At 57.0% G+C, this 25,241-nt stretch carries 25 protein-coding genes; 24 read left to right on the top strand and 1 reads right to left on the bottom strand.

The window, feature by feature from the left end:
• Position 1 precedes the first annotated feature (1 nt).
• The 20 genes from nusA (at position 2) to Q7F15_RS09150 (ending at position 20,126) form a co-directional block, all read left to right on the top strand.
• Entirely contained in the window at positions 2-1,087 is a 1,086-nt protein-coding gene (gene nusA / locus Q7F15_RS09055; RefSeq protein ID WP_171564676.1) for a transcription termination factor NusA, read from the top strand.
• A 2-nt stretch (positions 1,088-1,089) separates the two neighbouring features.
• Positions 1,090-1,380, top strand: a complete 291-nt coding sequence (rnpM, locus tag Q7F15_RS09060) for an RNase P modulator RnpM (protein ID WP_029098991.1) — start codon at positions 1,090-1,092, stop codon at positions 1,378-1,380.
• On the top strand, positions 1,377-1,676 hold the full coding sequence (locus Q7F15_RS09065) for a YlxQ family RNA-binding protein (protein ID WP_171564678.1): 300 nt from the start codon (positions 1,377-1,379) through the stop codon (positions 1,674-1,676). The genes rnpM and Q7F15_RS09065 overlap by 4 nt, the downstream gene beginning before the upstream one ends.
• A 21-nt stretch (positions 1,677-1,697) precedes the next feature.
• Entirely contained in the window at positions 1,698-4,130 is a 2,433-nt protein-coding gene (gene infB / locus Q7F15_RS09070; RefSeq protein ID WP_171564679.1) for a translation initiation factor IF-2, read from the top strand.
• Entirely contained in the window at positions 4,130-4,411 is a 282-nt protein-coding gene (locus tag Q7F15_RS09075; protein WP_171564680.1) for a DUF503 domain-containing protein, read from the top strand. Before infB ends, Q7F15_RS09075 begins: the two co-directional genes overlap by 1 nt.
• Positions 4,412-4,431: 20 nt before the next feature.
• Positions 4,432-4,803: a 30S ribosome-binding factor RbfA gene (gene rbfA, locus Q7F15_RS09080; protein WP_171564681.1), complete on the top strand. Its 372-nt coding sequence runs from the start codon at positions 4,432-4,434 to the stop codon at positions 4,801-4,803.
• Positions 4,796-5,791 carry a DHH family phosphoesterase gene (locus Q7F15_RS09085; RefSeq protein WP_212132454.1) on the top strand — a complete coding sequence of 332 codons (996 nt, stop codon included), beginning with the start codon at positions 4,796-4,798 and terminating at the stop codon, positions 5,789-5,791. Before rbfA ends, Q7F15_RS09085 begins: the two co-directional genes overlap by 8 nt.
• A complete protein-coding gene (gene truB, locus Q7F15_RS09090; RefSeq protein WP_171564683.1) occupies positions 5,784-6,713 on the top strand; it encodes a tRNA pseudouridine(55) synthase TruB in 930 nt (309 codons plus the stop codon). The genes Q7F15_RS09085 and truB overlap by 8 nt, the downstream gene beginning before the upstream one ends.
• A 2-nt stretch (positions 6,714-6,715) precedes the next feature.
• On the top strand, positions 6,716-7,657 hold the full coding sequence (locus tag Q7F15_RS09095) for a bifunctional riboflavin kinase/FAD synthetase (protein WP_171564684.1): 942 nt from the start codon (positions 6,716-6,718) through the stop codon (positions 7,655-7,657).
• 133 nt (positions 7,658-7,790) lie between these two features.
• The gene (gene rpsO, locus Q7F15_RS09100; RefSeq protein ID WP_171564749.1) at positions 7,791-8,060 is read left to right on the top strand and encodes a 30S ribosomal protein S15; all 270 of its coding nucleotides are present in this window, start codon (positions 7,791-7,793) and stop codon (positions 8,058-8,060) included.
• 256 nt (positions 8,061-8,316) lie between these two features.
• Positions 8,317-10,452, top strand: coding sequence for a polyribonucleotide nucleotidyltransferase (pnp, locus tag Q7F15_RS09105; protein ID WP_212132452.1), 2,136 nt, complete (start codon positions 8,317-8,319; stop codon positions 10,450-10,452).
• A gap of 206 nt (positions 10,453-10,658) precedes the next feature.
• Positions 10,659-11,627, top strand: a complete 969-nt coding sequence (locus Q7F15_RS09110; protein ID WP_212132451.1) for a polysaccharide deacetylase family protein — start codon at positions 10,659-10,661, stop codon at positions 11,625-11,627.
• A 118-nt stretch (positions 11,628-11,745) separates the two neighbouring features.
• Positions 11,746-12,999, top strand: coding sequence for a M16 family metallopeptidase (locus tag Q7F15_RS09115; RefSeq protein ID WP_212132450.1), 1,254 nt, complete (start codon positions 11,746-11,748; stop codon positions 12,997-12,999).
• A gap of 132 nt (positions 13,000-13,131) precedes the next feature.
• Positions 13,132-13,392, top strand: a complete 261-nt coding sequence (locus tag Q7F15_RS09120) for a YlmC/YmxH family sporulation protein (protein ID WP_171564688.1) — start codon at positions 13,132-13,134, stop codon at positions 13,390-13,392.
• A gap of 135 nt (positions 13,393-13,527) precedes the next feature.
• On the top strand, positions 13,528-14,430 hold the full coding sequence (gene dpsA, locus Q7F15_RS09125) for a dipicolinate synthase subunit DpsA (RefSeq protein ID WP_304415449.1): 903 nt from the start codon (positions 13,528-13,530) through the stop codon (positions 14,428-14,430).
• Positions 14,423-15,022, top strand: a complete 600-nt coding sequence (locus Q7F15_RS09130) for a dipicolinate synthase subunit B (RefSeq protein WP_171564690.1) — start codon at positions 14,423-14,425, stop codon at positions 15,020-15,022. Before dpsA ends, Q7F15_RS09130 begins: the two co-directional genes overlap by 8 nt.
• 32 nt (positions 15,023-15,054) lie before the next feature.
• Entirely contained in the window at positions 15,055-16,095 is a 1,041-nt protein-coding gene (locus Q7F15_RS09135; protein ID WP_171564691.1) for an aspartate-semialdehyde dehydrogenase, read from the top strand.
• Between the two features lie 11 nt (positions 16,096-16,106).
• Positions 16,107-17,333, top strand: a complete 1,227-nt coding sequence (gene dapG, locus Q7F15_RS09140; protein ID WP_171564692.1) for an aspartate kinase — start codon at positions 16,107-16,109, stop codon at positions 17,331-17,333.
• A gap of 50 nt (positions 17,334-17,383) precedes the next feature.
• Positions 17,384-18,250: a 4-hydroxy-tetrahydrodipicolinate synthase gene (dapA, locus tag Q7F15_RS09145; protein ID WP_171564693.1), complete on the top strand. Its 867-nt coding sequence runs from the start codon at positions 17,384-17,386 to the stop codon at positions 18,248-18,250.
• A gap of 199 nt (positions 18,251-18,449) precedes the next feature.
• The gene (locus tag Q7F15_RS09150; RefSeq protein WP_171564694.1) at positions 18,450-20,126 is read left to right on the top strand and encodes a ribonuclease J; all 1,677 of its coding nucleotides are present in this window, start codon (positions 18,450-18,452) and stop codon (positions 20,124-20,126) included.
• A gap of 31 nt (positions 20,127-20,157) precedes the next feature.
• Here the strand turns inward: Q7F15_RS09150 and Q7F15_RS09155 are convergent, their stop codons facing one another.
• Positions 20,158-20,529 carry a TM2 domain-containing protein gene (locus tag Q7F15_RS09155; protein ID WP_249178972.1) on the bottom strand — a complete coding sequence of 124 codons (372 nt, stop codon included), beginning with the start codon at positions 20,527-20,529 and terminating at the stop codon, positions 20,158-20,160.
• Between the two features lie 215 nt (positions 20,530-20,744).
• Between Q7F15_RS09155 and Q7F15_RS09160 the strand changes: the two genes are divergently transcribed.
• The 4 genes from Q7F15_RS09160 (at position 20,745) to Q7F15_RS09175 (ending at position 25,212) form a co-directional block, all read left to right on the top strand.
• Entirely contained in the window at positions 20,745-21,542 is a 798-nt protein-coding gene (locus tag Q7F15_RS09160; protein WP_171564696.1) for a ClpP family protease, read from the top strand.
• Positions 21,539-21,769 carry a YlzJ-like family protein gene (locus Q7F15_RS09165; RefSeq protein ID WP_171564697.1) on the top strand — a complete coding sequence of 77 codons (231 nt, stop codon included), beginning with the start codon at positions 21,539-21,541 and terminating at the stop codon, positions 21,767-21,769. The genes Q7F15_RS09160 and Q7F15_RS09165 overlap by 4 nt, the downstream gene beginning before the upstream one ends.
• An 81-nt stretch (positions 21,770-21,850) precedes the next feature.
• Positions 21,851-24,256 (top strand): FtsK/SpoIIIE family DNA translocase, encoded by a 2,406-nt coding sequence (locus Q7F15_RS09170; protein WP_305792672.1) that lies wholly within the window; start codon positions 21,851-21,853, stop codon positions 24,254-24,256.
• Positions 24,257-24,486: 230 nt separating this feature from the next.
• Positions 24,487-25,212 (top strand): GntR family transcriptional regulator, encoded by a 726-nt coding sequence (locus tag Q7F15_RS09175; RefSeq protein ID WP_171564699.1) that lies wholly within the window; start codon positions 24,487-24,489, stop codon positions 25,210-25,212.
• The last annotated feature ends 29 nt before the right edge of the window (positions 25,213-25,241 follow it).

The following is a 25,241-nucleotide window of genomic DNA, read 5'->3' on the forward strand; positions in this document are numbered from 1 at the left end:
CATGAACGCCGATTTTATTGAGGCATTGGAAGCCATTGAGAGAGAGAAAGGAATTTCCAAAGACGTGTTGATCGAGGCCATCGAAGCGGCCCTCATTTCCGGATACAAACGGAATTTCAATTCGGCGCAAAACGTTCGCGTAGACGTGAATCGCCACACCGGCCAGGTGCGTGTGTTTGCCCGCAAAACGGTCGTGGAGGAAGTGCTCGATCCGCGTCTGGAGATTTCTCTGGAAGCGGCGCAGGAGATTGATCCCAACTTCCGGCTGGATGACATCGTCGAGATCGAAGTGACGCCCCGCGACTTTGGCCGCATTGCCGCTCAGACCGCGAAGCAGGTGGTGACCCAGCGCATTCGTGAAGCAGAGCGCGGACTCATCTACAGCGAGTTCATCGAGCGGGAGGACGACATCATCACCGGTGTGGTCCAGCGCATGGATGCCCGCAACTACTACATTGACCTGGGCAAGGCGGAGGCAGTGATGCCGATCACGGAGAAAATGCCGACCGACGACTTCAAGCCCCAGGATCGGGTGAAAGCCTACATCATCAAAGTTGAAAAGACGACCAAAGGACCGCAGATCATCGTCTCCCGCACGCATCCCGGCCTGTTGAAACGGCTGTTTGAACTGGAAGTGCCGGAAATCTACGACGGCGTGGTGGAGATCAAATCCGTCGCACGTGAGGCCGGCGACCGCTCCAAGATCGCCGTCCATTCGATCAACCCCGACGTCGACCCGGTAGGCGCCTGTGTGGGGCCTAAAGGGATGCGCGTACAGACCATCGTCAACGAGCTGAAGGGCGAGAAGATCGACATCGTGCGCTGGTCGGAAGATCCCGCGGAATACGTGGCCAACGCGCTCAGCCCGGCCAAGGTGCTGCACGTGGAAGTGAACGCTGCCGAGAAAGTGACCCGCGTGATCGTACCGGATTATCAATTGTCGCTGGCAATCGGCAAGCGCGGTCAAAACGCCCGTCTCGCGGCCAAGCTGACCGGTTGGAAGATCGACATCAAGAGCGAGACACAGGCTGAACAGGAAGGCATCGCCTACCCGAAAGCGGGCGATGAGGGGGCTGACCTCGAATAGCCATGAAGCAAAAGAAAATTCCATTGCGGAAATGCATCGTGTGTCAGGAAATGTTTCCGAAAAAAGAACTGGTGCGCGTCGTGCGGACCCCGGACGAAGAGATTATCATCGATCCGACTGGCAAGGCAGCCGGGCGCGGGGCGTACGTGTGCCGTCAGGAAAGCTGTCTGAAGCCGGACACGTTTGCTTCGGGCAAGTGGAAAAAAGTGCTGGAACGCGCACTGAACATGTCCATCACCCAGGAAAAATACGACGCGTTCCGTGAGAAATGGCTGGAGATGATGGGACAATGATCCCCAAGGCAGCGCAAATGCTGGGGTTGGCCATGCGTGCACGCAAGGTGATATCCGGCGAGGAGCTGGTCGTTCAGGCAGTGCGAACCGGTCAGGCCAAGCTGGTGCTGCTCGCGGCCGACGCTTCTGCCAACACGACGAAGAAGGTACGTGACAAGTGCGCCTATTACGGTGTTCCGTGCGTAACGGCAGGCGACCGGTACGCGCTGGGGCACGCCATCGGCAAGGAAGGGCGTGTCACCGTAGCGGTTACGGACGGGAATCTGGCGGACAGCATACTGCGCCTGCTCACCTAATTCAGAAGGGGTGAAGATCACTTGAAGACTCGAGTGTATGAATACGCCAAACAGCATAACATGAGCAGCAAGGAAATCCTCAATTTGTTAAAGCGGCTGAACATAGAAGTGGCAAATCATATGAGTATCATGGATGAAGCAACGATCAAAAAAATTGAAGATCACCTTGCCAAGCTGCGGAGCGGCGGCAAGCCGGAACAACAGCGGCCCGCCGGTCAGGCGGAGGCGAAGCCCAAACAGGAAGGCGACAAGAAGCGGACAGAGGAGTCGAAAGGGAAGCAAAAGCCTCAGCAGCAGCGTCGCAACGAACGCCCGTCTGATCGCGGAGCAAGCCGTCAGGGCGGCGGCCAGCGTGCCGACCAGCAGCGTCCGCAACAAGGAAAAAATCAGGGGAAGAATCAGGAGAGAAAACCGAGCGATATGAAAAGCCAATCCGCAAAACCATTTGATCGCAAGCAGCAGGTTGCCCAACATGAGCCAACGGTCAATGAACATGACGATCCGCGCGCAGGCGACGACTTTGAGGACAAGGTAAAAATCCCGCCCAAAGTTTCCCTGGAAAAGCGGGAAAAAATCAAAAAAGGTGCGGGCGGCAAGAAGGGATTCGACGACAGCAAGAAAAATCAGCCGTTCAAAGGCGGCAACAAACGTCAGGAGAACCGCAAGCAGGGGCGCGAACAGCAACAGCGCCAGCTGCCGGATCCGCCGTCCAAAATTACCTTCACCGAGTCGCTTACCGTCGCAGAACTGGCGAAAAAACTGCGCAGGGAACCGGCGGAAATCATCAAAAAGTTGTTTAATTTGGGTATCATGGCGACGATTAACCAGGATCTCGACCGCGATGCCATCGAGTTGATCTGCTCCGAGTACAACGTCGAAGTGGAAGAGAAGATCGTCATCGACGAAACCAACTTCGAGACGATTGAAGAAGTGGATAACCCGGCCGATCTGGTGGAACGTCCGCCGGTTGTCACCATCATGGGTCACGTCGACCACGGGAAGACCACCCTGTTGGACGCCATCCGCTCCACCAACGTCGTAGCGGGTGAAGCAGGCGGCATCACCCAGCACATCGGTGCGTACCAGGTGGAAGTCAAAGGGAAGAAAATTACGTTCCTGGACACCCCCGGCCACGCGGCGTTTACCACGATGCGTGCCCGCGGTGCGCAAATCACCGACATTACCATTCTCGTCGTAGCAGCGGATGACGGTGTCATGCCGCAAACCGTGGAAGCCATCAGCCACGCCAAGGCAGCAAACGTGCCGATCATCGTCGCCGTGAACAAAGTCGACAAGCCGGAGGCAAACGTCGAGCGCATCAAGCAGGAACTGACCGAGTATGGACTGGTGGCTGAAGAGTGGGGCGGCGACACCATTTTCTGCCCGATCTCCGCAAAACAGCGCATCGGCCTCGAGGAGCTGTTGGAGTACATCCTCCTCGTTGCCGAGGTGCAGGAGTTGAAAGCAAATCCGAACAAGCGCGCCCGCGGTACCGTCGTCGAGGCCGAATTGGACAAGGGGCGCGGACCGGTGGCAACCGTCCTGGTGCAGCATGGTACGCTTAAAGTCGGGGACCCGATCGTCGTGGGCACCGCATATGGCCGCGTCCGTGCGATGGTAAACGACAAGGGACGCCGTCTGAAGGAAGCAGGACCGTCCACGCCAGTGGAGATTACCGGTCTGAATGACGTTCCGCAGGCGGGCGACCAGTTCATGGTCTTCGAAGACGAGAAAAAGGCCCGCTCCATCGGTGAAGCGCGCGCAGCCAAGCAGCGCGAATCGGAACGGCGCGCCAACACGCGCGTTTCCCTGGACGATCTGTTCCAGCACATTCAGGAGGGCGATGTGAAAGAGCTCAACCTGATCGTGAAAGCGGATGTGCAGGGCTCCGTGGAAGCGCTCCGCGGCGCGCTCGAGAAGATCGATGTGAACGGCACGCGTGTCAAGATCATTCACACCGGTGTAGGGGCGATTACGGAGTCCGACATCACCCTGGCCAACGCGTCCAACGCCATCGTGATCGGCTTCAACGTGCGTCCTGAGCCAAATGCCCGCAACATGGCGGAACAGGAGAAAATCGACATTCGCCTGCACCGCGTCATCTACAACGTCATCGACGAGATCGAGCAGGCGCTGAAAGGAATGCTGGACCCGGTCTACAAGGAGACCATCATCGGCCAGGCGGAAATCCGCGAAATCTTCAAGGTCTCCAAAGTGGGCAACATCGCCGGTTGCTACGTCACCGAGGGCAAGATTACCCGCGATGCTGGCGCCCGCGTGATCCGCGAAGGTGTGGTCATCTACGAGGGCAAGCTGGATACGCTCAAGCGGTTCAAGGATGATGTACGCGAAGTGATGAGCGGCTACGAGTGCGGCCTGACCCTGGAGCGCTTCCAGGATATCAAGGTCGGCGACGTGATCGAAGCCTTCATCATGGAGGAAGTGAAGCAGTAATGCTGGCGGGGGCGCGGATCGAACTGTTTCTGCCCGCCTGCCGCAATCTAAAGGAGAAACGGGCCATCGTCAAGAGCATACTTGGCAAGCTGCGGAGCCGCTTCAACGTCTCCGCGGCGGAGTTGGCCTGTCAAGAGCAGTGGCAGCGTACCGTGCTGGGTATCGCTGCCGTTGCTAATGAATGGTCGTTTTTGCAGGAACAAATCCAGGCGGCTGTCCGTCTGGTGGAAAACCATCCCGGCGTGGAGTTGATTCGCGCCGATACGGAATACTACGACTAACGCCAGCGGAGGTGACAGAAATGAACAAGACGAGGATGAGCCGGGTGGGCGAGGAGATCAAGAAAGAACTGAGCGTCCTCTTGCAGCGCGGCCTGAAGGACCCGCGCATCGGCTTCGTCACGGTAACGGATGTGGAAGTGACCAGCGATCTCCAGTTGGCCAAGGTGTTCGTCAGCATTTTCGGCGACGACGAACAGCGCAAGGCGTCCCTGGCCGGGCTGCAAAAGGCAAAGGGCTATCTGCGCACGGAGATCGGCCGGCGTGTAAAGCTGCGCCACGTGCCCGATTTCGTATTCAAACTGGATGAGTCGATCGATTACGGGAACCGGATTGAATCGATTCTCCGTGAAATCTCCACAGAAGGTGCCAAAGGAGACAAGCAGGATGACTGATTATCGCCGTGCCTTGGAGGAAGCGGTCCGGTTCCTGCGGGAACACGATCGCTTCCTGATTCTCTCCCACGTCAACCCGGACGGGGATGCGATCGGTTCTACACTGGCTGTGGCCGCAATGCTGGAACAGTTGGGAAAATCATACGTGCTCGTCAATGAGAGCGGCGCGCCGGACAAATTTTCATTTTTGCCCCGGTTTGAGCGGATTTGCAATCTTTCGCAAGATTTGGCCGGCGACACCTTTTCCGCCGTGATCGCGGTCGACTGCGCCGATGCGTCGCGAATGGGGGACGTGCGTCATCTGTTTGCCCCCGACGCCGCCCTGCTCAATATCGATCACCATCCCACCAACGACGCCTTTGGTGCGGTAAACGTCATTCGCACCGATGCGGCGGCCACGGCAGAGATTCTGTATGACCTGAACGAGGCGGCCGGGCTGCCGATCACCGAAGATTTTGCGCTCTGCATCTACACGGGACTTTTGACCGACACGGGCGGCTTCCGCTACTCCAACACGTCGCCGTACAACATGGAGATCGCCGCCCGCTTGCTGCGGTACGGCGTCAATCCGGGCGACGTGGCGGAGCGGTGTCTTGAAGTCATCACGCTGTCCCATGTCAAGCTGCTCAGGCAGGCGCTGCAGACGCTGCGCATGTCCCATGGCAACCTGGTGGCATCCGTTTTTGTTTCTCGCCAGGATTTGGAAAGTGTAGGGGCCGACCGGGAGGATGCCGGGGGACTGGTAAATTACTGCCGCAACATTGAAGGCGTGGAAGTAGGCGTGTCGTTTGTGGAAGCGGAGCCGGGGACGGTGAAGGTGAGCCTGCGGGCCCGCAGCCGCGTGGACGTGTCGGAGATCGCCAAGCAGCTGGGGGGCGGCGGCCACGCCAAAGCGGCAGGCTGCACGCTTCGCGGAACGCTGGCGGAGGCGCAGGAACGGGTGTGGAACGCCCTGGGGCAGGCGTTGGGAGTGAACGCCGATGAGTAACAAGTGGCATGGCGTCGTCGTGCTGGACAAGCCGGCCGGAATGACCTCCCACGATTGCGTGGCGCGTATCCGCCGCCTGTTTCGCACGAAAAAAGTGGGGCATGCCGGCACCCTGGACCCGGACGTGACCGGTGTGCTGCCTGTCTGTCTGGGGCATGCCACCCGCTTGGTGGAATACCTGCAGGACCTTCCGAAGCGATACGATGTGGTGATGCGCCTCGGTTCCTCCACAACGACCGAGGACGCGGCCGGTGAACGGGTGGAACACGTGCCGGTCGACTCTGCGGAGATCACGACAGAGCGGCTGAATGACGTGTTCAGCCAGTTTCTGGGCGAGATCGAGCAGGTGCCGCCGATGTACTCTGCCGTCAAGATAAACGGCAAGCGGCTGTACCAATTGGCCAGAGAGGGCGAAGTGGTGGAGCGCCCCGCCCGCAAAGTGACGATCTACGAACTGGACCTGCACGACATCCGGCCGGACGGCGACGGCGTAGACGTGCACTTTTCCTGCACGTGTTCCAAAGGCACGTATGTGCGCACCTTGTGTGTTGACCTGGGACGAGCTCTGGGGTATCCTGCCCATATGAAGCAGTTGAGGCGCGTCAAAAGCGGCCCGTTTTCAGAAAGGGACGCCGTGGCGCTGGAGCTGCTGGAAGAAAAAAGCGCGGGCGGTGAGGATTTGTCCCCCTGGTTGGTCCCCTTGTCGCAAGCGGTCTCGTTCTTGCCGAGGTATCAGGTGCCGCCTGAGCGGACAAAAGCGGTGCTGAACGGTCTGTCCACCGCTCTTCCCGGCGTGAAGGCGGAAGAGGGCAGCCTGATCTGCCTGTTTGCAGGCGAACAGCTGCTAGGCATTCACCGCGTCTGCCGCGGCCCCAAAGGTCTTTTTGCCAAGGCTGAAAAAGTCTTTCCCACCGAGGTGTAAACGTGAAAACGATATCCTTGACGTATCCACTGCCGCGGGATTTGCAGCCGGACCCCTGCGCCATTGCCCTGGGGTATTTTGACGGCGTACATATCGGCCATCGGCGCGTGATTCAGAAAGCGATCGACACGGCCAAGATGAACGGATGGAAAAGCGCGATCATGACCTTCGATCCCCATCCGCGCGAGGTGCTGGGGCAGACCGGGTACAGCCAGTATCTCACCCCGCTGGCGGATAAGCTGGAACAACTGGAAAAGATGGGCGTAGATCTGACCTACGTGATGCGTTTTGACATCGCCTTCGCGGCCGTCTACCCGGAGGACTTCATCGCCGAGTGCCTGCTGCCGCTCAACTGCCGCCATGTGGTCGTCGGGTTTGACTACACGTTTGGCTACCGCGGCATGGGTACTGCACAGACGCTGCTGGCATCAAGCGAGGGACGGTACGGCATCGACATCGTCGGACCGGTCAACCGGTTGGGCGAAAAAGTGAGCAGCACGATCATCCGTGAGTATCTGCACCATGGCAACGTGGAGCAGACCCGTCTGCTGCTCGGACGGCCGTACAAGATCAGGGGCGTGGTCGTCCACGGCGACAAGCGCGGCCGCACGATCGGCTTCCCCACAGCCAACGTGCGCCTATCACGCCCGTATCTGATCGGGAAAAACGGGGTGTACGGCGTCCGTTTCAACGTGGACGGGCAAAGCTACCGGGGCGTGATGAACGTGGGCATCAAGCCGACGTTTGAGCTGGAGAAGAAGGAAAAGTCGCTGGAAGTGCACATTTTTGACTTCCAGGGAGACCTGTACGGAAAAGAAGTGGAAGTGGAATTTCTGTTCTTCATCCGCGACGAGCAAAAATTCTCCGGTGTGGACGCGCTGATCGCACAAATTCGGGAAGATGTGGAGTACGCCAAGCGGAAGTTTGCCGAGGCGAACGTGTAAATCTTTTCTTTGCTTTTCCATGAGCGGTATGCTATAATTCAAAACGTTGTACAGATAACCGCAGCTTGGCTGTCCGACACTCACCGGCGGCAGACTCGGCTGACGGGGATAGACAAGAGGGAGGTGAGTCATGATGGCACTGTCTCAAGAACGCAAAGCTCAACTGATTCAAGAGTTCCGCACGCATGAGAACGACACTGGTTCTCCGGAAGTTCAGATCGCTATCCTGACCGAAAACATCAACAACCTGAACGAACATCTGCGCGTTCACAAGAAAGACCACCACAGCCGTCGTGGTCTGCTGAAGATGGTTGGTCAGCGCCGCAATCTGTTGAACTACCTGAAAGAAACGGACATTCAGCGCTATCGCGTACTGATTGACCGTCTCGGTCTGCGTCGCTAATGACATCAGTTGGAAAGCGGGTTCATCCCGCTTTTTCTGCTGTCTGCGCCTCTTTCCGCCAGCGGGGTGACGTTACGAGCTGCAGACCAGTCGCTTCTCGGCGATCCTGCGCCCGGCGACCGCTGGCGAAACTCCATTCTTCCCGTGCAACTGGCACAGGGTGCCATTTAATTTTCAAACAGGCAGGAAATAATACATATAGGTAGAAAAAGATTGTATACGTGTCACTACGTCGTGAAGGAGGACTGCTAGCAACATGGAGCAACAATACCGTACATACGACTTTGACCTGGCAGGCCGCAAACTGACGCTGGAATTCGGCAAGATGGCCAAGCAGGCACAAGGTTCGGTTTTGGTTCGGTACGGCGATACGGCGATTCTCTCCGCTGTGACGGTATCCAAGGAAGCAAAGCCGATTGACTTTTTCCCGCTGACCGTCAACTACGAGGAGCGCCTGTATGCAGTCGGGAAAATTCCCGGAGGGTTTATCAAACGGGAGGGACGTCCCAGCGAAAAGGCGATTTTGGCCAGCCGCCTGATTGACCGTCCGATTCGTCCGTTGTTCCCCGAGGGGTTCCGCAATGAAGTCCAGGTGGTAAACACGGTGCTGTCCGTTGACCAGGACTGCTCGCCGGAGATCGCTGCGATGATCGGTACGTCGGCTGCGCTGTGCGTATCGGAAATTCCGTTTAACGGCCCCATTGCCGGCGTGATCGTCGGGCGCGTAGACGGCCAGTTCGTGATCAACCCGACCGTCGAACAGATGGAAAAGAGCGACATTCATCTGGTCGTGGCCGGTACGCGCGACGCCATCAACATGGTGGAGGCGGGAGCCGACCAGGTGCCGGAAGAAGTGATGCTGGAAGCGATCATGACCGGTCACGAGGTCATCAAGGAACTGGTCGCATTCCAGGATCAGATCGTCGCCGAGATCGGCAAGGAAAAAATGGAAGTCGTGCTGCATGAAGTGGACCCGGAGATTGACCAGGCTGTCCGCAGCTATGCCGAAGCCCGGTTGAAGGAAGCGATCCGCATCGAGGAGAAGCAGGCGCGCTACGACGCAATTGACGCAATCAAGGAAGAAACGCGTCAGCACTTTGCCGAGCTCAATCCGGAGACGTATCCGGAACAGGAAGCGATGATCAACGAGGTGCTGCACAACATCGTCAAGGAAGAAGTGCGTCGCCTGATCACCGAGGAGAAAATCCGGCCGGATGGACGGGCCCTCAACGAAATTCGTCCGCTGTCCAGCGAAGTGGGCTTGCTGCCTCGCACGCACGGTTCCGGGCTGTTCACACGGGGCCAAACGCAAGCGCTCAGCGTATGTACGCTCGGTGCGCTGGGGGATGTGCAGATCCTGGACGGATTGGGTCTGGAAGAGTCCAAACGCTTCATGCACCACTACAATTTCCCGCCGTACAGTGTAGGGGAAGCACGTCCGTTGCGGGCACCGGGACGCCGCGAAATCGGGCACGGAGCGCTGGGCGAGCGGGCGATCGAACCGATCATCCCGTCTGAGAGCGAGTTCCCGTATACCATCCGGCTTGTTTCCGAGGTGATCGAATCCAACGGTTCCACCTCCCAGGCGTCGATTTGCGCCAGCGTGTTGGCTCTGATGGATGCAGGCGTGCCGATCAAGGCGCCGGTTGCCGGTATCGCGATGGGGCTGATCATGGGCAACGACGGCAAGACCTTCTCCATCCTGACTGACATCCAGGGCATGGAAGACCATCTCGGCGACATGGACTTCAAGGTGGCCGGTACGGAAAAAGGGGTTACCGCCATTCAGATGGACATCAAGATTTCCGGCATCAACCGGGAGATTCTGCAGCAGGCGCTGGAACAGGCTCGCGAAGGACGGCTCGTGATTCTCAAGCACATGATGGAAACGATCTCCGCACCGCGGCCGCAGCTTTCTCCATACGCGCCGAAGATTATCACGATGCAGATCAATCCGGACAAGATCCGCGAAGTGATCGGTCCCCAAGGACGCGTCATCAACAAGATCATCGACGAAACGGGCGTCAAAATCGACATCGAACAAGATGGTCGCATCTACATCGCCTCGGTCGATCAGGAAGCCAACCTGCGTGCGAAACAGATCATCGAAGACCTGGTTCGCGAGGTAACCGTTGGCCAGACCTATCTGGGCACCGTGAAGCGCGTGGAAAAATACGGGGCGTTCATCGAACTGTTTGCCGGCAAGGAAGGTCTCTGCCACATTTCCCAACTGGCGGAAGAACGGGTCGCCAAGACCGAAGATGTCGTCTCCATCGGCGACAAAGTGCTCGTCAAGGTTACGGAAATTGACGACCAGGGCCGGATCAACCTGTCCCGCAAGGCCGTGCTGAAGGAACAGGCGGCACAGCGTGCGGCTGCTAAAGCAGAATAACTTACAAGCAAAAGGCTTCGTCACTCGAAGGTATCTTCGCGTACGGAAGCTTTTTCTTTTTGCGTTTTGCGTTTTGCCAACCACGTCGTCTGCACACGGACATCTCTGTTTTGACAGGGATGTTCTTTTTTCGTCTAACCGTTTTTCTCCATACATACACTGGACAAAGAAAGGTTGTACGGCAGAGAAGGAAGGGGGCAACCCTCATGGGTCAAAAGGCAAAACGCTTGTGGTTTATGGGAGGGGGTGCGGTCCTCCTGTTCTTTGTTCTCAGCAACGGTCCGATCGATCAGTACGTTGACACGGTCAAGCGCCAGACCGTGCAGGCAGCGCTTTCCCTGGAAGGGGATGAACGGCTGCGCGCCCTGATCGATCAGTGGAAACAGGGACGGGAAGAGGCACCGATCAATGCCCGGATCGACCCCATCTGGAAAGCGATTCCCGGTTACAACGGACGCGTCGTGGACGTCGAGGCATCCCTGGCCAACATGAAGCGGTCCCGCACGCCAGGCCCGGAGTCGCTGGTGTACAAGGAGGTCCCTCCGGCGGTCACGCTGGAACAATTGGGTGCGCACCCCGTTTACCGGGGGAACGAAAAAAAGCCGGCCATTTCGTTTATGATCAATGTTGCCTGGGGCAACGAGTATCTCGATACCATCCTGGACACGCTGGACAAACACGGGGTGAAGACCACGTTTTTCCTGGACGGGTCGTGGGTCAAACGCTTCCCGGAATGGGCGAAAAAGATTGCTGCCCGGGGTCACGAGATCGGCAACCACGCATACTCCCACCCCGACATGAGCCGGTTGGGCCGTGAGCGCATTCGCCAGGAAATCGGCCGCACACAGGAGGTGATCCGCCATACACTAGGGGTAACACCTGTGCTGTTTGCCCCTCCCTCCGGTGCGTTCAATCAAGCGGTCGTCGACATCGCCCGCCACGACTTCCAGATGACGACCATCCTCTGGACAGCGGACACGGTTGACTGGCAAAAGCCGTCGGTAGACGTGCTGATTCGGCGGATCGAGCCCAAAATGGGCAACGGAGTACTGGTTCTGATGCACCCGACCGCGCCCACGGCAGCAGGGCTGGATACGTTGATCAGGATGGCGAAGCAAAAGGGATTGGTCCCCACCACCGTTTCTGGAGTGATTTCCAGCCGGCGCTTGCCCTGAAAGTGCAAGACAATGGGATCATTTATTGTGGAGTCAAGGGAATTTTGCTATAGTTAGACGTGTTTACAAGAGAGTCCCGAAGCGGATAGAGACAGATAGACAACCGAGGAGGATTTGTGTGATTCAACGGCATACATGTGAAAACGGTCTGCGGATCGTGACGGAGAAGATTCCTTCCGTGCGTTCCGTTGCACTGGGCATCTGGGTGGGGACCGGCTCCAAATACGAAACAAAACAGGACAACGGCATTTCCCATTTTCTGGAACACATGTTTTTCAAGGGGACCACATCCCGTTCGGCAAAGGAAATTGCCGAAACCTTTGACGAAATTGGCGGCAATGTGAATGCCTTTACCTCCAAGGAGTACACCTGCTACTACGCGCGGGTGCTGGACCAGCATGCCCCGATAGCGCTTGACGTGTTGGCGGACATGTACTTTCACTCCGTATTTGACGAGGAGGAGCTGGAAAAGGAAAAAAACGTGGTGATCGAAGAGATCAGCATGTACGAGGATACCCCGGACGATCTGGTGCATGATCTGATTGCCCGCGCCAGCTTCGCTGACCATCCGCTGGGGTCCCCCATTCTCGGCACGGAAGAGGTGCTGCGAGCGCTCAAACGTGACGATTTGATCAATTACATTGAACGTCGTTATTTGCCGACCAATACTGTGGTGACGGTGGCGGGCAATTTTGACGACTCCCTGATCGAAGAAATCAAACGGCGCTTCTCTGCGTTTCAGCGTCATGCCCAGCAAATGGACGTGGCCCAACCTGTGTTCGCGGCCAACGCGTTAGCGCAGCACAAGGCCACGGAGCAGGCGCACCTGTGCATTTCGCTGCCTGGTTATCCGGTCGGACACGAGGAGATATACTCGCTCATTCTGCTCAACAACGTGCTCGGCGGCAGCATGAGCTCCCGGCTGTTCCAGGAAATCCGCGAAGAACGCGGGCTTGCGTACTCCGTCTATTCGTACCACTCTTCATACAAAGAGACGGGTACCTTCACGATTTACACCGGGACGGCGCCGGAGCAGGTCGGGCAAGTCTTTGACATCGTCGCCCACGTGCTGCGGGACGTTGCTGAAAACGGCATTACCGACAAGGAACTGAACAAGGGCAAGGAGCAGTTGAAGGGCAGCCTGATGCTCAGCCTGGAAAGCACCAACAGCCGCATGAGCCGGCTGGGCAAAAACGAGCTGCTGCTGGGGCGCCACCTCACACTGGATGAGATTCTCGCCAAGATCGACCGCGTCTCCCATGAGTCGGTCCACGCCGTGGCACGCGAATTGTTCCGCTCCAAACTGGCGCTGGCGATGGTGAGCCCGCTGGACGGTTTCCCGGCCAATGTGAAAAGCGATATTCTCCTGTAGAAAGGGAGGACAAAAAATCCGGCATAGGCCGGATTTTTTCGTATAAGCATGGTGATGACGGGCTGGTGCCCAAACACGGGAAAGATCTGCCGGCGAATGACTGCGGCGGTTCGGAACAAAGGGGGAGACGGCATGCGCTTGAGCGAGTTTGGCGGCAAGGAGATCATCGGGCTGGACAACGGGGAACGGCTGGGCGTGATCGGCGACGCGGATCTGGAGATCAATACGGAGACGGGACAAATCCGTTCGATCATCATACCGCAAGGCGGCTTTTTCGCTTTGGGGAAACGGCGCGAGGACATCGTGATCCCTTGGGAGGCGATCGTCAAAATCGGTCCTGACATGGTGATCATCCAAATGCACAGACGAGAGCCGCAAGCCTCTGAAAAGTAGGGTGAGTGTAACCGAACCTATAAACGGCGAATAGGATGGGGGTAGACCGCAACGATTTCCGTTATCTTTTTCACACGGAAAAACCTTTGCGTTTCGAATCGATTGCAGTAAAATGTGTGGAAAGGGGAACGCAGCATGCTAACGGGCATACATGTTGCCTTTATCGGCGGCGACGCCCGCCAGTTGGAAGTCATCAAGCGGTGCATACAACTGGATGCCAGCGTCACGTTGATTGGCTTTGACAACCTGGAAAGCATCTTCACCGGGGCAACGAAGAGACCATTATCATGCGATGTGTTGCGAGACGTGGATGCCCTCATCTTGCCCGTGGTCGGTACTGATGACGACGGTTACGTGGAAAGCATCTTCTGCTCCAAGCCGCTGCGGCTTTTGGAAGAGCACGCAGCCAGCTTGCAGAAGCACTGCGTCGTGTACACCGGCATGGCGAAGCCCTATCTGAGACAACTGCTGGCAGCCTCGCAGATTACGTTGGTGGAACTATTAGATCGTGATGATGTTGCCATCTACAATTCCATCCCGACGGTGGAGGGAGCGTTGATGATGGCAATTCAACATACGGACATTACGATTCACGGATCACAGGCCATCGTGCTCGGATTGGGGCGGACAGGCATGTCCATGGCGCGGGCGCTGCATGCGCTGGGCGCCCGCGTCAAGGTGGGGGCGAGACGTCAGGAACACTTGGCACGCATTTATGAAATGGGGCTTACCCCTTTTCATTTCAGCGAATTGAAGCAGCAGGTGACCAATGCCGATTTTATATTCAACACCGTGCCTCATCTTGTCCTCACAGCGGAAGTGATTGCCCAGATGCCGCAGACGGCATTTATCCTGGACCTGGCGTCGAAGCCGGGGGGCACTGATTTTCGCTATGCAGAAAAACGAGGCATCAAAGCGCTGCTCGCTCCCGGATTGCCTGGAATCGTCGCACCGAAGACCGCCGGAAAGATCATGGCTCAAACGCTGTCTCGTCTAATTGCGGAACAAACGATCACCAGGGGGAGTCAACATGAGTAAACTGAAGGGAAAGACCATTGGTTTCGGTTTGTCCGGTTCCCACTGCACGTTAGACGAGACGATGCCGCAGATCAAACGGCTGGTGGACGCAGGCGCGAGAGTGATCCCGATCGTCTCACAAACGATCATGACGACGGATACGCGCTTTGGCACTTCGGAAAGCTGGCAGCGCAAGTTGGTGGAGATTACGGGGGAATCGCTGATCGCTTCGATTCCGGAGGCAGAACCGCTGGGGCCGTCGAAGCTGCTGGACGTGATGGTGATCGCCCCCTGCACAGGCAGCACGACCAGTCGTCTGGCCAACGCAATCACTGACAGTCCGGTGTTGATGGCAGCCAAGGCGACGATGCGCAACTTGCGTCCGGTCGTCATCGCCATCTCCACCAATGACGGTCTGGGCTTGAATGCAGCCAACATCGCCAAGCTGCTCGCGGCGAAAAACATTTACTTTGTTCCGTTTGGACAGGATGCGCCGGAGAAAAAGCCCAATTCGCTTGTCGCCCGCATGGATTTGATCTTGGAGACGTGTGAAGCTGCTTTGGAAGGCCGACAGTTGCAACCCTTGTTGATAGAAAGATACAACTATTCGTAACAACTGAAAAGCGATTTGGAGGAGAGTAAAAGATGGCGAACCAACTGACCTACACCGTCGCTGTGGTCGGCGCGACCGGCGCAGTCGGACAGCAAATGATCAAGATTCTCGAGGAGCGCGACTTTCCGATCAAGCAGTTGAAACTGCTCGCTTCCGGACGTTCCGCCGGCAAGACCGTCCGCTTCAAGGGACAGGACGTCGTCGTGGAAGAGGCAACGCCGGACAGCTTTGCCGGAGTGGATTTCGCCTTGTTCAGCGCCGGCGGGGCGGTCAGCAAGGAACTGGCTCATCACGCCGTGCGTCACGGTGCCGTGGTAATTGACAACACCAGCGCGTTTCGAATGGACCCGGACGTGCCGCTCGTCGTGCCGGAAGTGAACATGGAGGCCGCGTTCAAGCACAAGGGGATCATTGCCAATCCGAACTGCTCGACGATTCAGATGGTAGCCGCTTTGAAACCCTTGTATGATCGATATGGAATAGATCGCATCATCGTCTCCACGTATCAGGCCGTATCCGGCGCGGGTGCATCTGCCATTCAGGAGCTGTTGACGCAGACCCGCGACGTTCTGGACGGCAAGCAGCCGGAGTGCAAGGTGCTGCCTGTCGGCAAGCTGCCGGTGCATCACCCGATCGCCTTTAACGCCATTCCGCAAATCGACGTGTTCACGGACAACGGCTTCACCTACGAGGAGATGAAAATGGTCAACGAGACCAAAAAGATCCTCGGTGACGACAGTGTGCTGGTTTCCGCCACGTGCGTGCGCATTCCGGTCGTCTACGGCCACAGCGAAGCCGTCTACGTGGAGCTGAAACAGGACTACGATCTGGACGAAGTGAAGTCTCTGCTGGAACAGGCGCCTGGCATCGTGCTGGTGGATCAGCCCGAAGAGCAGCGTTATCCGCTGGCGACCGATGCAGCCGGCAAGCTGGACGTGTTTGTTGGTCGGGTAAGACGCGACCTGCATCACCCCCGCGGCCTGCACATGTGGATCGTTTCCGACAACTTGCTCAAAGGTGCGGCATGGAATACGGTACAAATCGCTGAAGAACTCATCAAAGCACGAGCATAGGGGAGAGGTTTGTGAAAATTCTCGTCCAGAAGTTCGGCGGTTCTTCCCTGACGACGGAAGAGTGCCGAATGAGGGCTATTACGCATATGGAACGAGCGCTCGACGAAGGCTATGCCCTCGTCGTCGTCGTGTCTGCAATGGGGCGCAAAGGTGACCCGTATGCGACCGACACGCTCTTGCAGTTGATTCGCAACAACGGCAACCGCCTGCCCCGCAGGGAGACGGACCTGCTCATGCACACCGGAGAGATCATCTCCGCCACCGTGATGTGCAGCATGCTGAATGCGCGCGGCATCAAGTCCACAATCCTGACGGGCGGGCAGGCCAACATCGTCACGACAGACGAGTTTACCAACGCCCAGATCGAATCGATTGATCCCGGCCGGATTCGCAAGGAACTGGAAGCGGGGAACGTGGTCATCGTTCCCGGTTTTCAGGGGCGCACGGCTGATTGGGAGATTACCACGCTGGGGCGGGGCGGCAGCGACACCACGGCGACAGCGCTTGGTGTCGCCCTCCGCGCCGAAAGGGTGGACATTTTTACTGACGTAAACGGCATCATGACGGCTGATCCGCGGATTGTCGAAGAAGCGCAGCCGCTCAGCACGGTGACGTATACGGAAATTTGCAACATGGCCCACCTGGGGGCCAAAGTGATCCATCCCCGCGCGGTGGAAATTGCGATGCAGGCCAACGTGCCGATTCGGGTGCGTTCCACGTTTTCGGACGACCCTGGCACGCTGGTGACCACCATGCTGGAAATTGACAAGATGGGTTATACTGTACACGACCGCCTGGTCATGGGCATCGCGCACGTGCCGAACATTACACAGATCAAGGTGGCGAACAAGGACGGAACGTACGACACCCAATTGCAGGTGTTCAAGGCGATGGCCCAGCACAGCATCAGTGTGGACTTTATCAACGTAAATCCGTTGGGCGTGGCGTACACCGTCCATGACGAGATGAGCGAACAAGCAGCGCGGATTCTGACCGACTTGGGATACGAACCGCAGATTCTGCCGCACTGCGCCAAAGTCTCTGTCATCGGTGCGGGGATTGCCGGCGTTCCCGGTGTAATGGCGCAGATTGTGGAGGCGCTGACGCAGGAAGACATCCAGATCTTGCAGTCGGCCGACTCGCATACGACCATCTGGGTGCTGGTTCACGAAGCGGACATGGTGCGCGCTGTTCGCGCCCTGCACAAACAGTTCAAGCTGCACAACGGACACATGTAGCTCCATTTGCCGTGGCAGATGGGGGAACAATCGAAGAGGAGTTGGAGGACGTGGCACGTTTTGGCCGACTGGTTACCGCCATGGTGACCCCGTTTACGGAACAATTGCAAATCGACTACGAGAAAACGGAACGACTGATTGACCATCTGCTGTCTACCGGTACGGAAGCGCTAGTGGTCAGCGGCACGACCGGCGAATCGCCGACGCTGACCCGTTCCGAAAAACTGGACTTGTTCCGGCATGTCGTGGCGTACGCGAAAGGAAAATGCCACATCATCGCCGGGACGGGAAGCAACGATACGGCTGCCAGCATCGAATTCACGCAGGAAGTGGAAAAGATCGGCGTGGACGCCGTGATGCTGGTGGCACCCTACTACAGCCGTCCGTCGCAGGAAGGCTTGTACCGGCATTTCAAGGCGCTGGCAGAAGCAACCAGTCTGCCGGTCATGCTGTACAACGTGCCCGGCCGCACCGGCGTCAACATGGCCGCTGAGACCACCGTGCGGTTGGCGCAGCTGCCCAATGTGGTGTGCATCAAGGAAGCGTCCGGCAACCTGTCGCAAATGGCGCGGATTGTCGAGGAGGCGCCTGAGGGTTTTGAACTGTACAGCGGGGACGACGCGTTGACACTGCCGATTCTATCGATTGGCGGCGTTGGTGTGGTCAGCGTGGCCAGCCACGTCGTGGGCAGCGAGATGGCCGAGATGATGGCGGCGTACTTCGGCGGCGACAACGCCAAGGCTGCCGCCCTTCACCGCAAGCTGCTGCCCGTGTTCGAAGGGCTGTTCAAATACCCGAGCCCCACACCGACGAAGGCGGCATTGGAGAAGCTGGGCGTGCCGGTGGGCGGCGTTCGCCTGCCATTGGTAGAGCTCAACGACGAGGAAAAAGCGTTTGTGCATTCGCTGCTGCAATAACCTGTCGACTGCAGCCAAAAGCTGTCCCGAAGGCAAGAGAAAGTGCCGGACGGGCAGCTTTTTTGCGTCGTGACTGGGATGCAATCTATTTGGTTGTTTTTTCTTGAGTTCCGCTTTTGCGTTCGGTTATAATGTTACTAAGTGATTTGGGGCGGTTTTTTGAGTGTAATGGACAACTAAATATAGGAGGTTACACGTTTTGGCAAAATCGAAACACTCTGTTCTCATTTTCGCCCTGGGCGGAGTTGGCGAAATTGGGAAGAACATGTACGTGGTGCAGTGCGATGACGACATCGTGGTCATCGACGCCGGATTAAAATTCCCGGAAGAGGAAATGCTGGGAATTGACATGGTCATTCCGGACATCACGTACCTGGAAGAACATCGTGACAAGGTTCGCGGCATCATTATCACGCACGGCCACGAAGACCACATCGGCGGTCTCAGCTATGTGCTCAAACACCTCAATGTGCCCGTTTACGCCACGAAACTTACTATGGGCCTGATTGAAGCCAAGCTGAAGGAAGCGGGTATCTTGGCCGATACCAAGCGGGTTTTGATCAACAGCGACTCGGAGATCGTTCTCGGCAAGATGAAAGCGACGTTTTTCCGCGTCAACCACAGCATCCCGGACAGTGTTGGGGTTTGCCTGGAGACGCCGGAAGGGTACATCGTGCACACCGGGGACTTCAAATTTGACCAGACGCCGGTCAATAATCAACAGGCGGATCTGGCAAAGATGGCAATGATCGGTGAGCGGGGAGTCTTGTGTCTCTTGTCCGACAGTACCAATGCTGAACGGCCGGGATTCACCGGCTCGGAACGTGCTGTCGGCGTGGCAATCAAGGACGTCTTTAGCAAGGCAAGGGGACGCATCATCGTTTCCACGTTTGCGTCCAACGTCCACCGCATTCAGCAGGTGGTGGATGCGGCGATTCAGTTTAACCGCAAGATTACGGTTGTCGGACGGAGCATGCAAAACGTCATTGCCATCAGCAAGGACCTGGGGTATCTGAATGTACCCGAGGGCGTGTTTGTCGAGACGGATGAAGTAAACAAGCTTCCAGCCGATCAAGTAGTCATTCTCTCCACTGGAAGTCAAGGGGAGCCGATGTCTGCGCTCACCCGGATGGCCCGATCCGCCCATCGGAAAATTGACATCCTTCCAGGGGATACGGTCGTGATTGCCGCTACGCCCATTCCGGGCAACGAAAAATACGTGGCGCGCACGATTGACCAATTGTACCGCATTGGCGCAGAGGTAATTTACGGCGGTCACGGACCCAGCGGCACCGTCCACGTTTCCGGTCACGGCAGCCAGGAAGAACTGCGGCTGATGCTCAACCTGATGAAACCCAAGTATTTTATCCCCATTCACGGCGAATACCGCATGTTGCGGATGCACGGAATTCTGGCGGAACAAGTGGGCGTTCCCCGGGAGAACATCTTCCTGCTGGACAACGGCGACACGGTGGAGATTTCCGGCGGCAAAGCCCGTTACGGTCCGAAGGTACACGCAGGCAACGTGCTGATTGACGGTCTTGGCGTCGGCGACGTCGGCAATATTGTACTTAGGGACCGCAAACTGCTCTCTCAAGATGGCATTCTGGTAGTTGTCGTTACACTCAGCAAACAAAATGGCACGATCCTGTCTGGTCCTGACATCATCTCCCGCGGATTCGTCTATGTGCGTGAATCCGAAGAACTGCTGGACGAGGCGAATCGCATAGTAACCCAAACACTTGTCAAATGTATGGAAGAAAATGTAAATGAATGGTCTTCCCTGAAAAACAACGTGAAGGAAGCACTGGGGCGCTTCCTGTACGATCAGACGCGCCGTCGTCCAATGATTCTGCCCATCATCATGGAAGTATAGGAACCCTTGTTCTCACAAGGGTTCCTTTTGTTTAAAAAAACGCCCATAAAGGGCGTAATTTATTGAGCCACATCACTGTTTGCGGCGAGCATTTTGACTTTTTGGATGATTTCAAGTTCAACTTGTTCGTTGTACTTGTCAACACGTTTGCTGAGCAAAAATGCATCAATAATGAACCAAATGGTCGTAGGGATAAAAAAGTAAACCATCCGATAATCCAAACAAGAATCATGCCGATCGCAATACCTATGTCACCTACGTAAAAGCGATGACCGCCAAATGCGCCAAGGAAAAACCACAATAAATAAGCCATTCCCTTGCTTTTTCTTCTTTTTTCCAGCTCCGAGTTTACAATTAACTGCTGCTCGGTAGTCAGGCCTGATCGTGCCACAATGTTGTTCAAAACACATGGTCCTCCTTCCAAGAATTAGTCTCTTTTATTGTAAAGGCTTGCCATTCTGTCTGCAATAAAATTCCAAGAGAAAAGACCTAAGCTGTTTGAAAATATAGGTCTGACGACACGTGTTTTTTGGCCTGCCCGTTCTGCCTCATTTCCAGAAGTGTATCGTTTTCCCTTGTCCAATCCATACTAACGGAGGAAAGCGAGGAGGATGGTCCATGCCAAACCGACGAATAACCGATTACCTCAACCGCCCCCCTTTTTCAGGACAGGACGTCCCCCCGTCGGCACCGAATGATCAGCCGCGGCCGGCTGCGGCGCCGCCGGAGACTGACGATCAGAAAAAGAAGCTGCTCGACTCGATTACCCAGCTGGGGCAAACCAATGTCCCGCAGCTGGAAAGCAACATCTACTGCTTGACGATTATCGGGCAGGTGGAGGGGCATATCCAACTGCCGCCGCAAAACAAGACCACCAAGTATGAGCACATTATTCCGCAGTTGGTGGCAGCCGAGCAAAACAGCAAGGTGGAAGGGGTGTTGGTGATCCTCAACACCGTGGGCGGCGACGTGGAAGCGGGACTGGCCATTGCGGAGATGGTCGCTTCCTTGTCCAAACCGGTCGTCACCCTGGTGCTGGGCGGCGGACACAGCATCGGCGTGCCGATTGCGGTTGCGGGCGATTACTCGTTTATCGCCGAAACGGCCACGATGACGATTCACCCCATCCGCCTGACCGGATTGGTAATCGGCGTGCCGCAGACGTTTGAATACCTGGATAAGATGCAGGACCGGGTGGTCAGTTTTATCGCCCGCCACTCCAAGATTACCGAAGAGAAGTTTCGCGAGCTGATGCTGCGCACCGGCGAACTGACGCGCGACATCGGAACCAACGTGATCGGGGCCGATGCCGTCAAGTACGGGCTGATCGACGAAGTGGGCGGATTGGGCCCAGCGCTGAAAAAACTGAATGAGCTGATTGAAAAGGTGCGCAACGGAGAGAAGGTGCTGCAGTGATATTTTACTCGGTCGTTCCGATGGAAATGGTGTTTGCCAACATGGAGCAGGTGGAAAAGCGTCAACTGCGCGAACTGCCGCTGGGCGAGGCCACCATGGTGGTGGAACCGACAGGACCCTACGAGGGACGGATCGTGCGGCTGATCAGCCCCAATCCCCAGGATTACCTCAATCCGCGGCTGGCGCCTGGTGAGACGGTTCGCTTTCTCCCCGATTGGCGCGCATAAGAAGTCCTGTATTTCTATGAATTTCCTGTGTTATACTAGACATGAACGAACAGCAGCCGAACAGCAGACGGCTGCCTTTTTATGCATGACAAAGGAGGCGTGCCATTGAGTAGAAAAGAGAGAAGACAGTCACAAGCGGCATGGGCCTCGGTCGTTAAAGTGGAACTGTTGGGCCTGGTGGTGATTGTGCTCAGCCTGATCGGCTTGTTGGAGAGCGGCACGCTGGGGAAACATGTGCTTGCCTTTTTGTTTCGGTTTGTGGCAGGCTCGTGGGACTTTGTCATCCCGCTGCTAATGATCGGAATGGCCATCCACATGATGTTTACCCGCAAACCGCCGCGGCTCACCTACCGGGTGCTGGGCATTTTGTTTATCTTCCTGGCGATTTTGACGTGGGACCATCTGATGCTGTACAAGCAGGTCACGGCAGACGGCAAATTCGCGGAACAAAGCATCGTCCGCGTCACGTGGGACCGGCTGTGGCTGGACCACAGCCAGAAGGTGTCCACTACCGGTGTTGGCGGCGGCATGGTTGGAGCGCTCTTCTTCGGCCTGTGCAACAGCCTGGTGGGATTGGCCGGAACCGGCCTGATCATCGCCCTGCTGTTTCTGGCCGGCACCATGTTTTTGTTTAACCTTTCGTACGTGGACATCGTAATTTTCATGCGCAACAAAACGTTGCAGCTATACGAAAAATTGAAGGACTCGGTGAAAGATTCCGTACAGCTGTTGCAGGAAGAAAGCGAGAAGCGCAGGCAGGAGAAGGAAAAGCGGAAGGCCCGCGCAGAGCAAAGCGCCAATGAGGAAGGGACCGCTGACCGGCAGGACGGAGCAGCCTCCCCTGCATCGGAGGCTGCCGAGTCACCTGGGACGGCGGGAGCGTCAGTGGACGAGGAGGAAGCACTGCCTGTCGCCCCGTTGATTCGGGACTTTACCGAGCGGGTGGCAAGCGAACACGAACAGGAATCCCCCGAATCTGCGGCCGCGCCCGTCCGACCGCCGGCAGAGAGGGAGATTACCTTTTCGCTGGAAGGCGACGAAGAGATTTTTGGCACACTGGAGAACACAGAAGAGCAGTCGGCTGTCCCCTATGTGCTTCCCAGCTTGCAGATGCTGGCCCGGCCCAAAGGTTATACGCCGGGCAAGGATGTGGACCATACATCCAACGCGGCCAAGCTGGTGCAGACGCTGAAAAGCTTCGGCGTCAGCGCGATCGTGTCGGAAGTGCACCGGGGGCCGGCCGTCACCCGCTATGAAGTGCAGCCCGCGACCGGCGTGAAAGTCAGTCGGATCGTCAGCTTGACAGATGATTTGGCGCTGGCGCTGGCGGCCAAGGATATTCGCATCGAGGCGCCGATTCCAGGAAAGTCGGCGATCGGCATCGAGGTGCCCAATGCCGAAGTGGCGGTCGTGTCGCTTCGCGAAGTACTGGAATCGCCGCAATACCAGGAGGCGCCCGGAAAGCTGACGGTGGCGCTCGGCCGGGACATCTCGGGCGAGCCGATCGTGGCCGACCTGGCCAAAATGCCTCACCTGCTGGTGGCTGGCGCGACCGGCAGCGGCAAATCAGTTTGCATCAACGGATTGATCATGAGCATCCTGTTCCGGGCGAAGCCGGATGAAGTGAAGCTGATGATGGTCGATCCGAAAATGGTCGAGCTGAATGTGTACAACGGGATTCCCCATCTGCTCGCGCCGGTGGTGACCGACCCCCGCCGAGCGTCCGTTGCATTGAAAAAAGTGGTCGCGGAGATGGAGCGGCGCTACAACCTGTTTGCCAAAACGGGGAGCCGCAACATCGAGATGTACAACCAGCAGGTGGAAGGAAGCCCGTTGCCGTACATCGTGGTCATCGTCGACGAGTTGGCTGACCTGATGATGGTGGCGCCAGGTGAAGTGGAAGACGCCATCTGCCGCCTGGCCCAGATGGCTCGCGCAGCCGGCATTCACCTGATTATCGCCACGCAGCGTCCGTCTGTGGACGTGATCACCGGCGTGATCAAGGCGAACATCCCGTCGCGGATTGCCTTTGGTGTTTCGTCCATGGCCGACTCCCGCACCATTCTGGACATGGGCGGGGCGGAAAAACTGCTCGGCCGCGGGGACATGCTCTACCTGCCGATGGGGGCTTCCAAGCCGATTCGCGTGCAGGGGGCGTTCGTCTCCGACAAGGAAGTGGAGGACGTCGTCCGCTTTGTCAAGGAACAGCAGGAAGTCCGTTATCAGGAAGAGATGATTCCGGACGAAGTGGCGGACGAGCAGCAGGCCGTCGTCGACGACGAATTGTACGATCAGGCGGTGCAGATTGTCGCCGAGGCGCAGACCGCATCCGCCTCCCTGCTGCAGCGCAGGCTCCGCATCGGGTACACGCGGGCAGCCCGGCTGATCGACATGATGGAAGCACAAGGGGTTGTCGGCCCGTATGAGGGCAGCAAACCCCGCGAAGTGCGCATACCGCGTCCGGCACAGGAGAGCAACATCTCCTGAGCCGGGCGTTTTTTATCGGCCGAATGGGGCAGTCTATGAGCGACTGCTCATCAGACGACTGAAAACGCAAAAAATGGTATAACGACTTCTGAAAATTTGGCTTGCATGATATCTGCCCCTACGGTACAATTTTTACGGGATTCTAGGAAATTGTTGTTATCGTTGCATGTGAATCAGAGGTCTGACGTCCTACCTGTTGGATGGCTGAAGGGAAACAGGAGTGAGTATGGATGAGCATCAAGGGGAATTTCCGGTCGCTGAGCCTCTTGGTCATGGACAAGATCAAGAGTGATATTGATTCCGGCGTGTTTAAACCTGGCGAACGTCTCCCTTCCGAAGCCGAGCTGTCAAAACAGTTGGGTGTGAGTCGGGCGACGTTGCGGGAAGCGCTTCGCCTTCTCGAAGAAGAGAAAATTGTCATCCGTCGTCACGGGGTCGGTACGTTTATTAATTCCCGCCCTGTTTTTACAGGCGGAATTGGGGAACTCTTTAGTGTGACGGATGCAATTGAGCGGCAGGGGTACAAAGCGGGAACAATCCTGATTGGCACCGCGTTCGGTGAGCCTTGCGAGGACGAGCGCAAACACCTGTCCCTCAATCCAGGTGAAGGCGTGCTCATGGTAGAGCGCATTCGCACGGCGGACGGCGACCCGGTCGTCTACTGCTTTGACCGCATTCCAGCTCGCCTGGTCCCTGAAGGGTACACGGCAGAGGGCGAGTCCATCTTCAACTGGCTGGAGAGCAAGACGGGACTGCGCATTGCATACGCAGTGGCTCATATCGAACCGCTGGGCTACTCTGAAAAGGTTTCCAATCTGCTGCAGTGCGACAAAAACGCGACGCTGCTCCTGCTGAAACAGATTCACTACGACGAGAGTGAACGGCCCGTGCTATACTCCCACAATTACTTCCGGGCGGACAAGATTCACTTTCACGTCGTACGCAGACGGTTGTAACAAGCGGGGGAAACCTCGCACAACAATTT

The organism is Brevibacillus aydinogluensis (assembly GCF_961514395.1).
Lineage (GTDB): Bacteria > Bacillota > Bacilli > Brevibacillales > Brevibacillaceae > Brevibacillus > Brevibacillus aydinogluensis.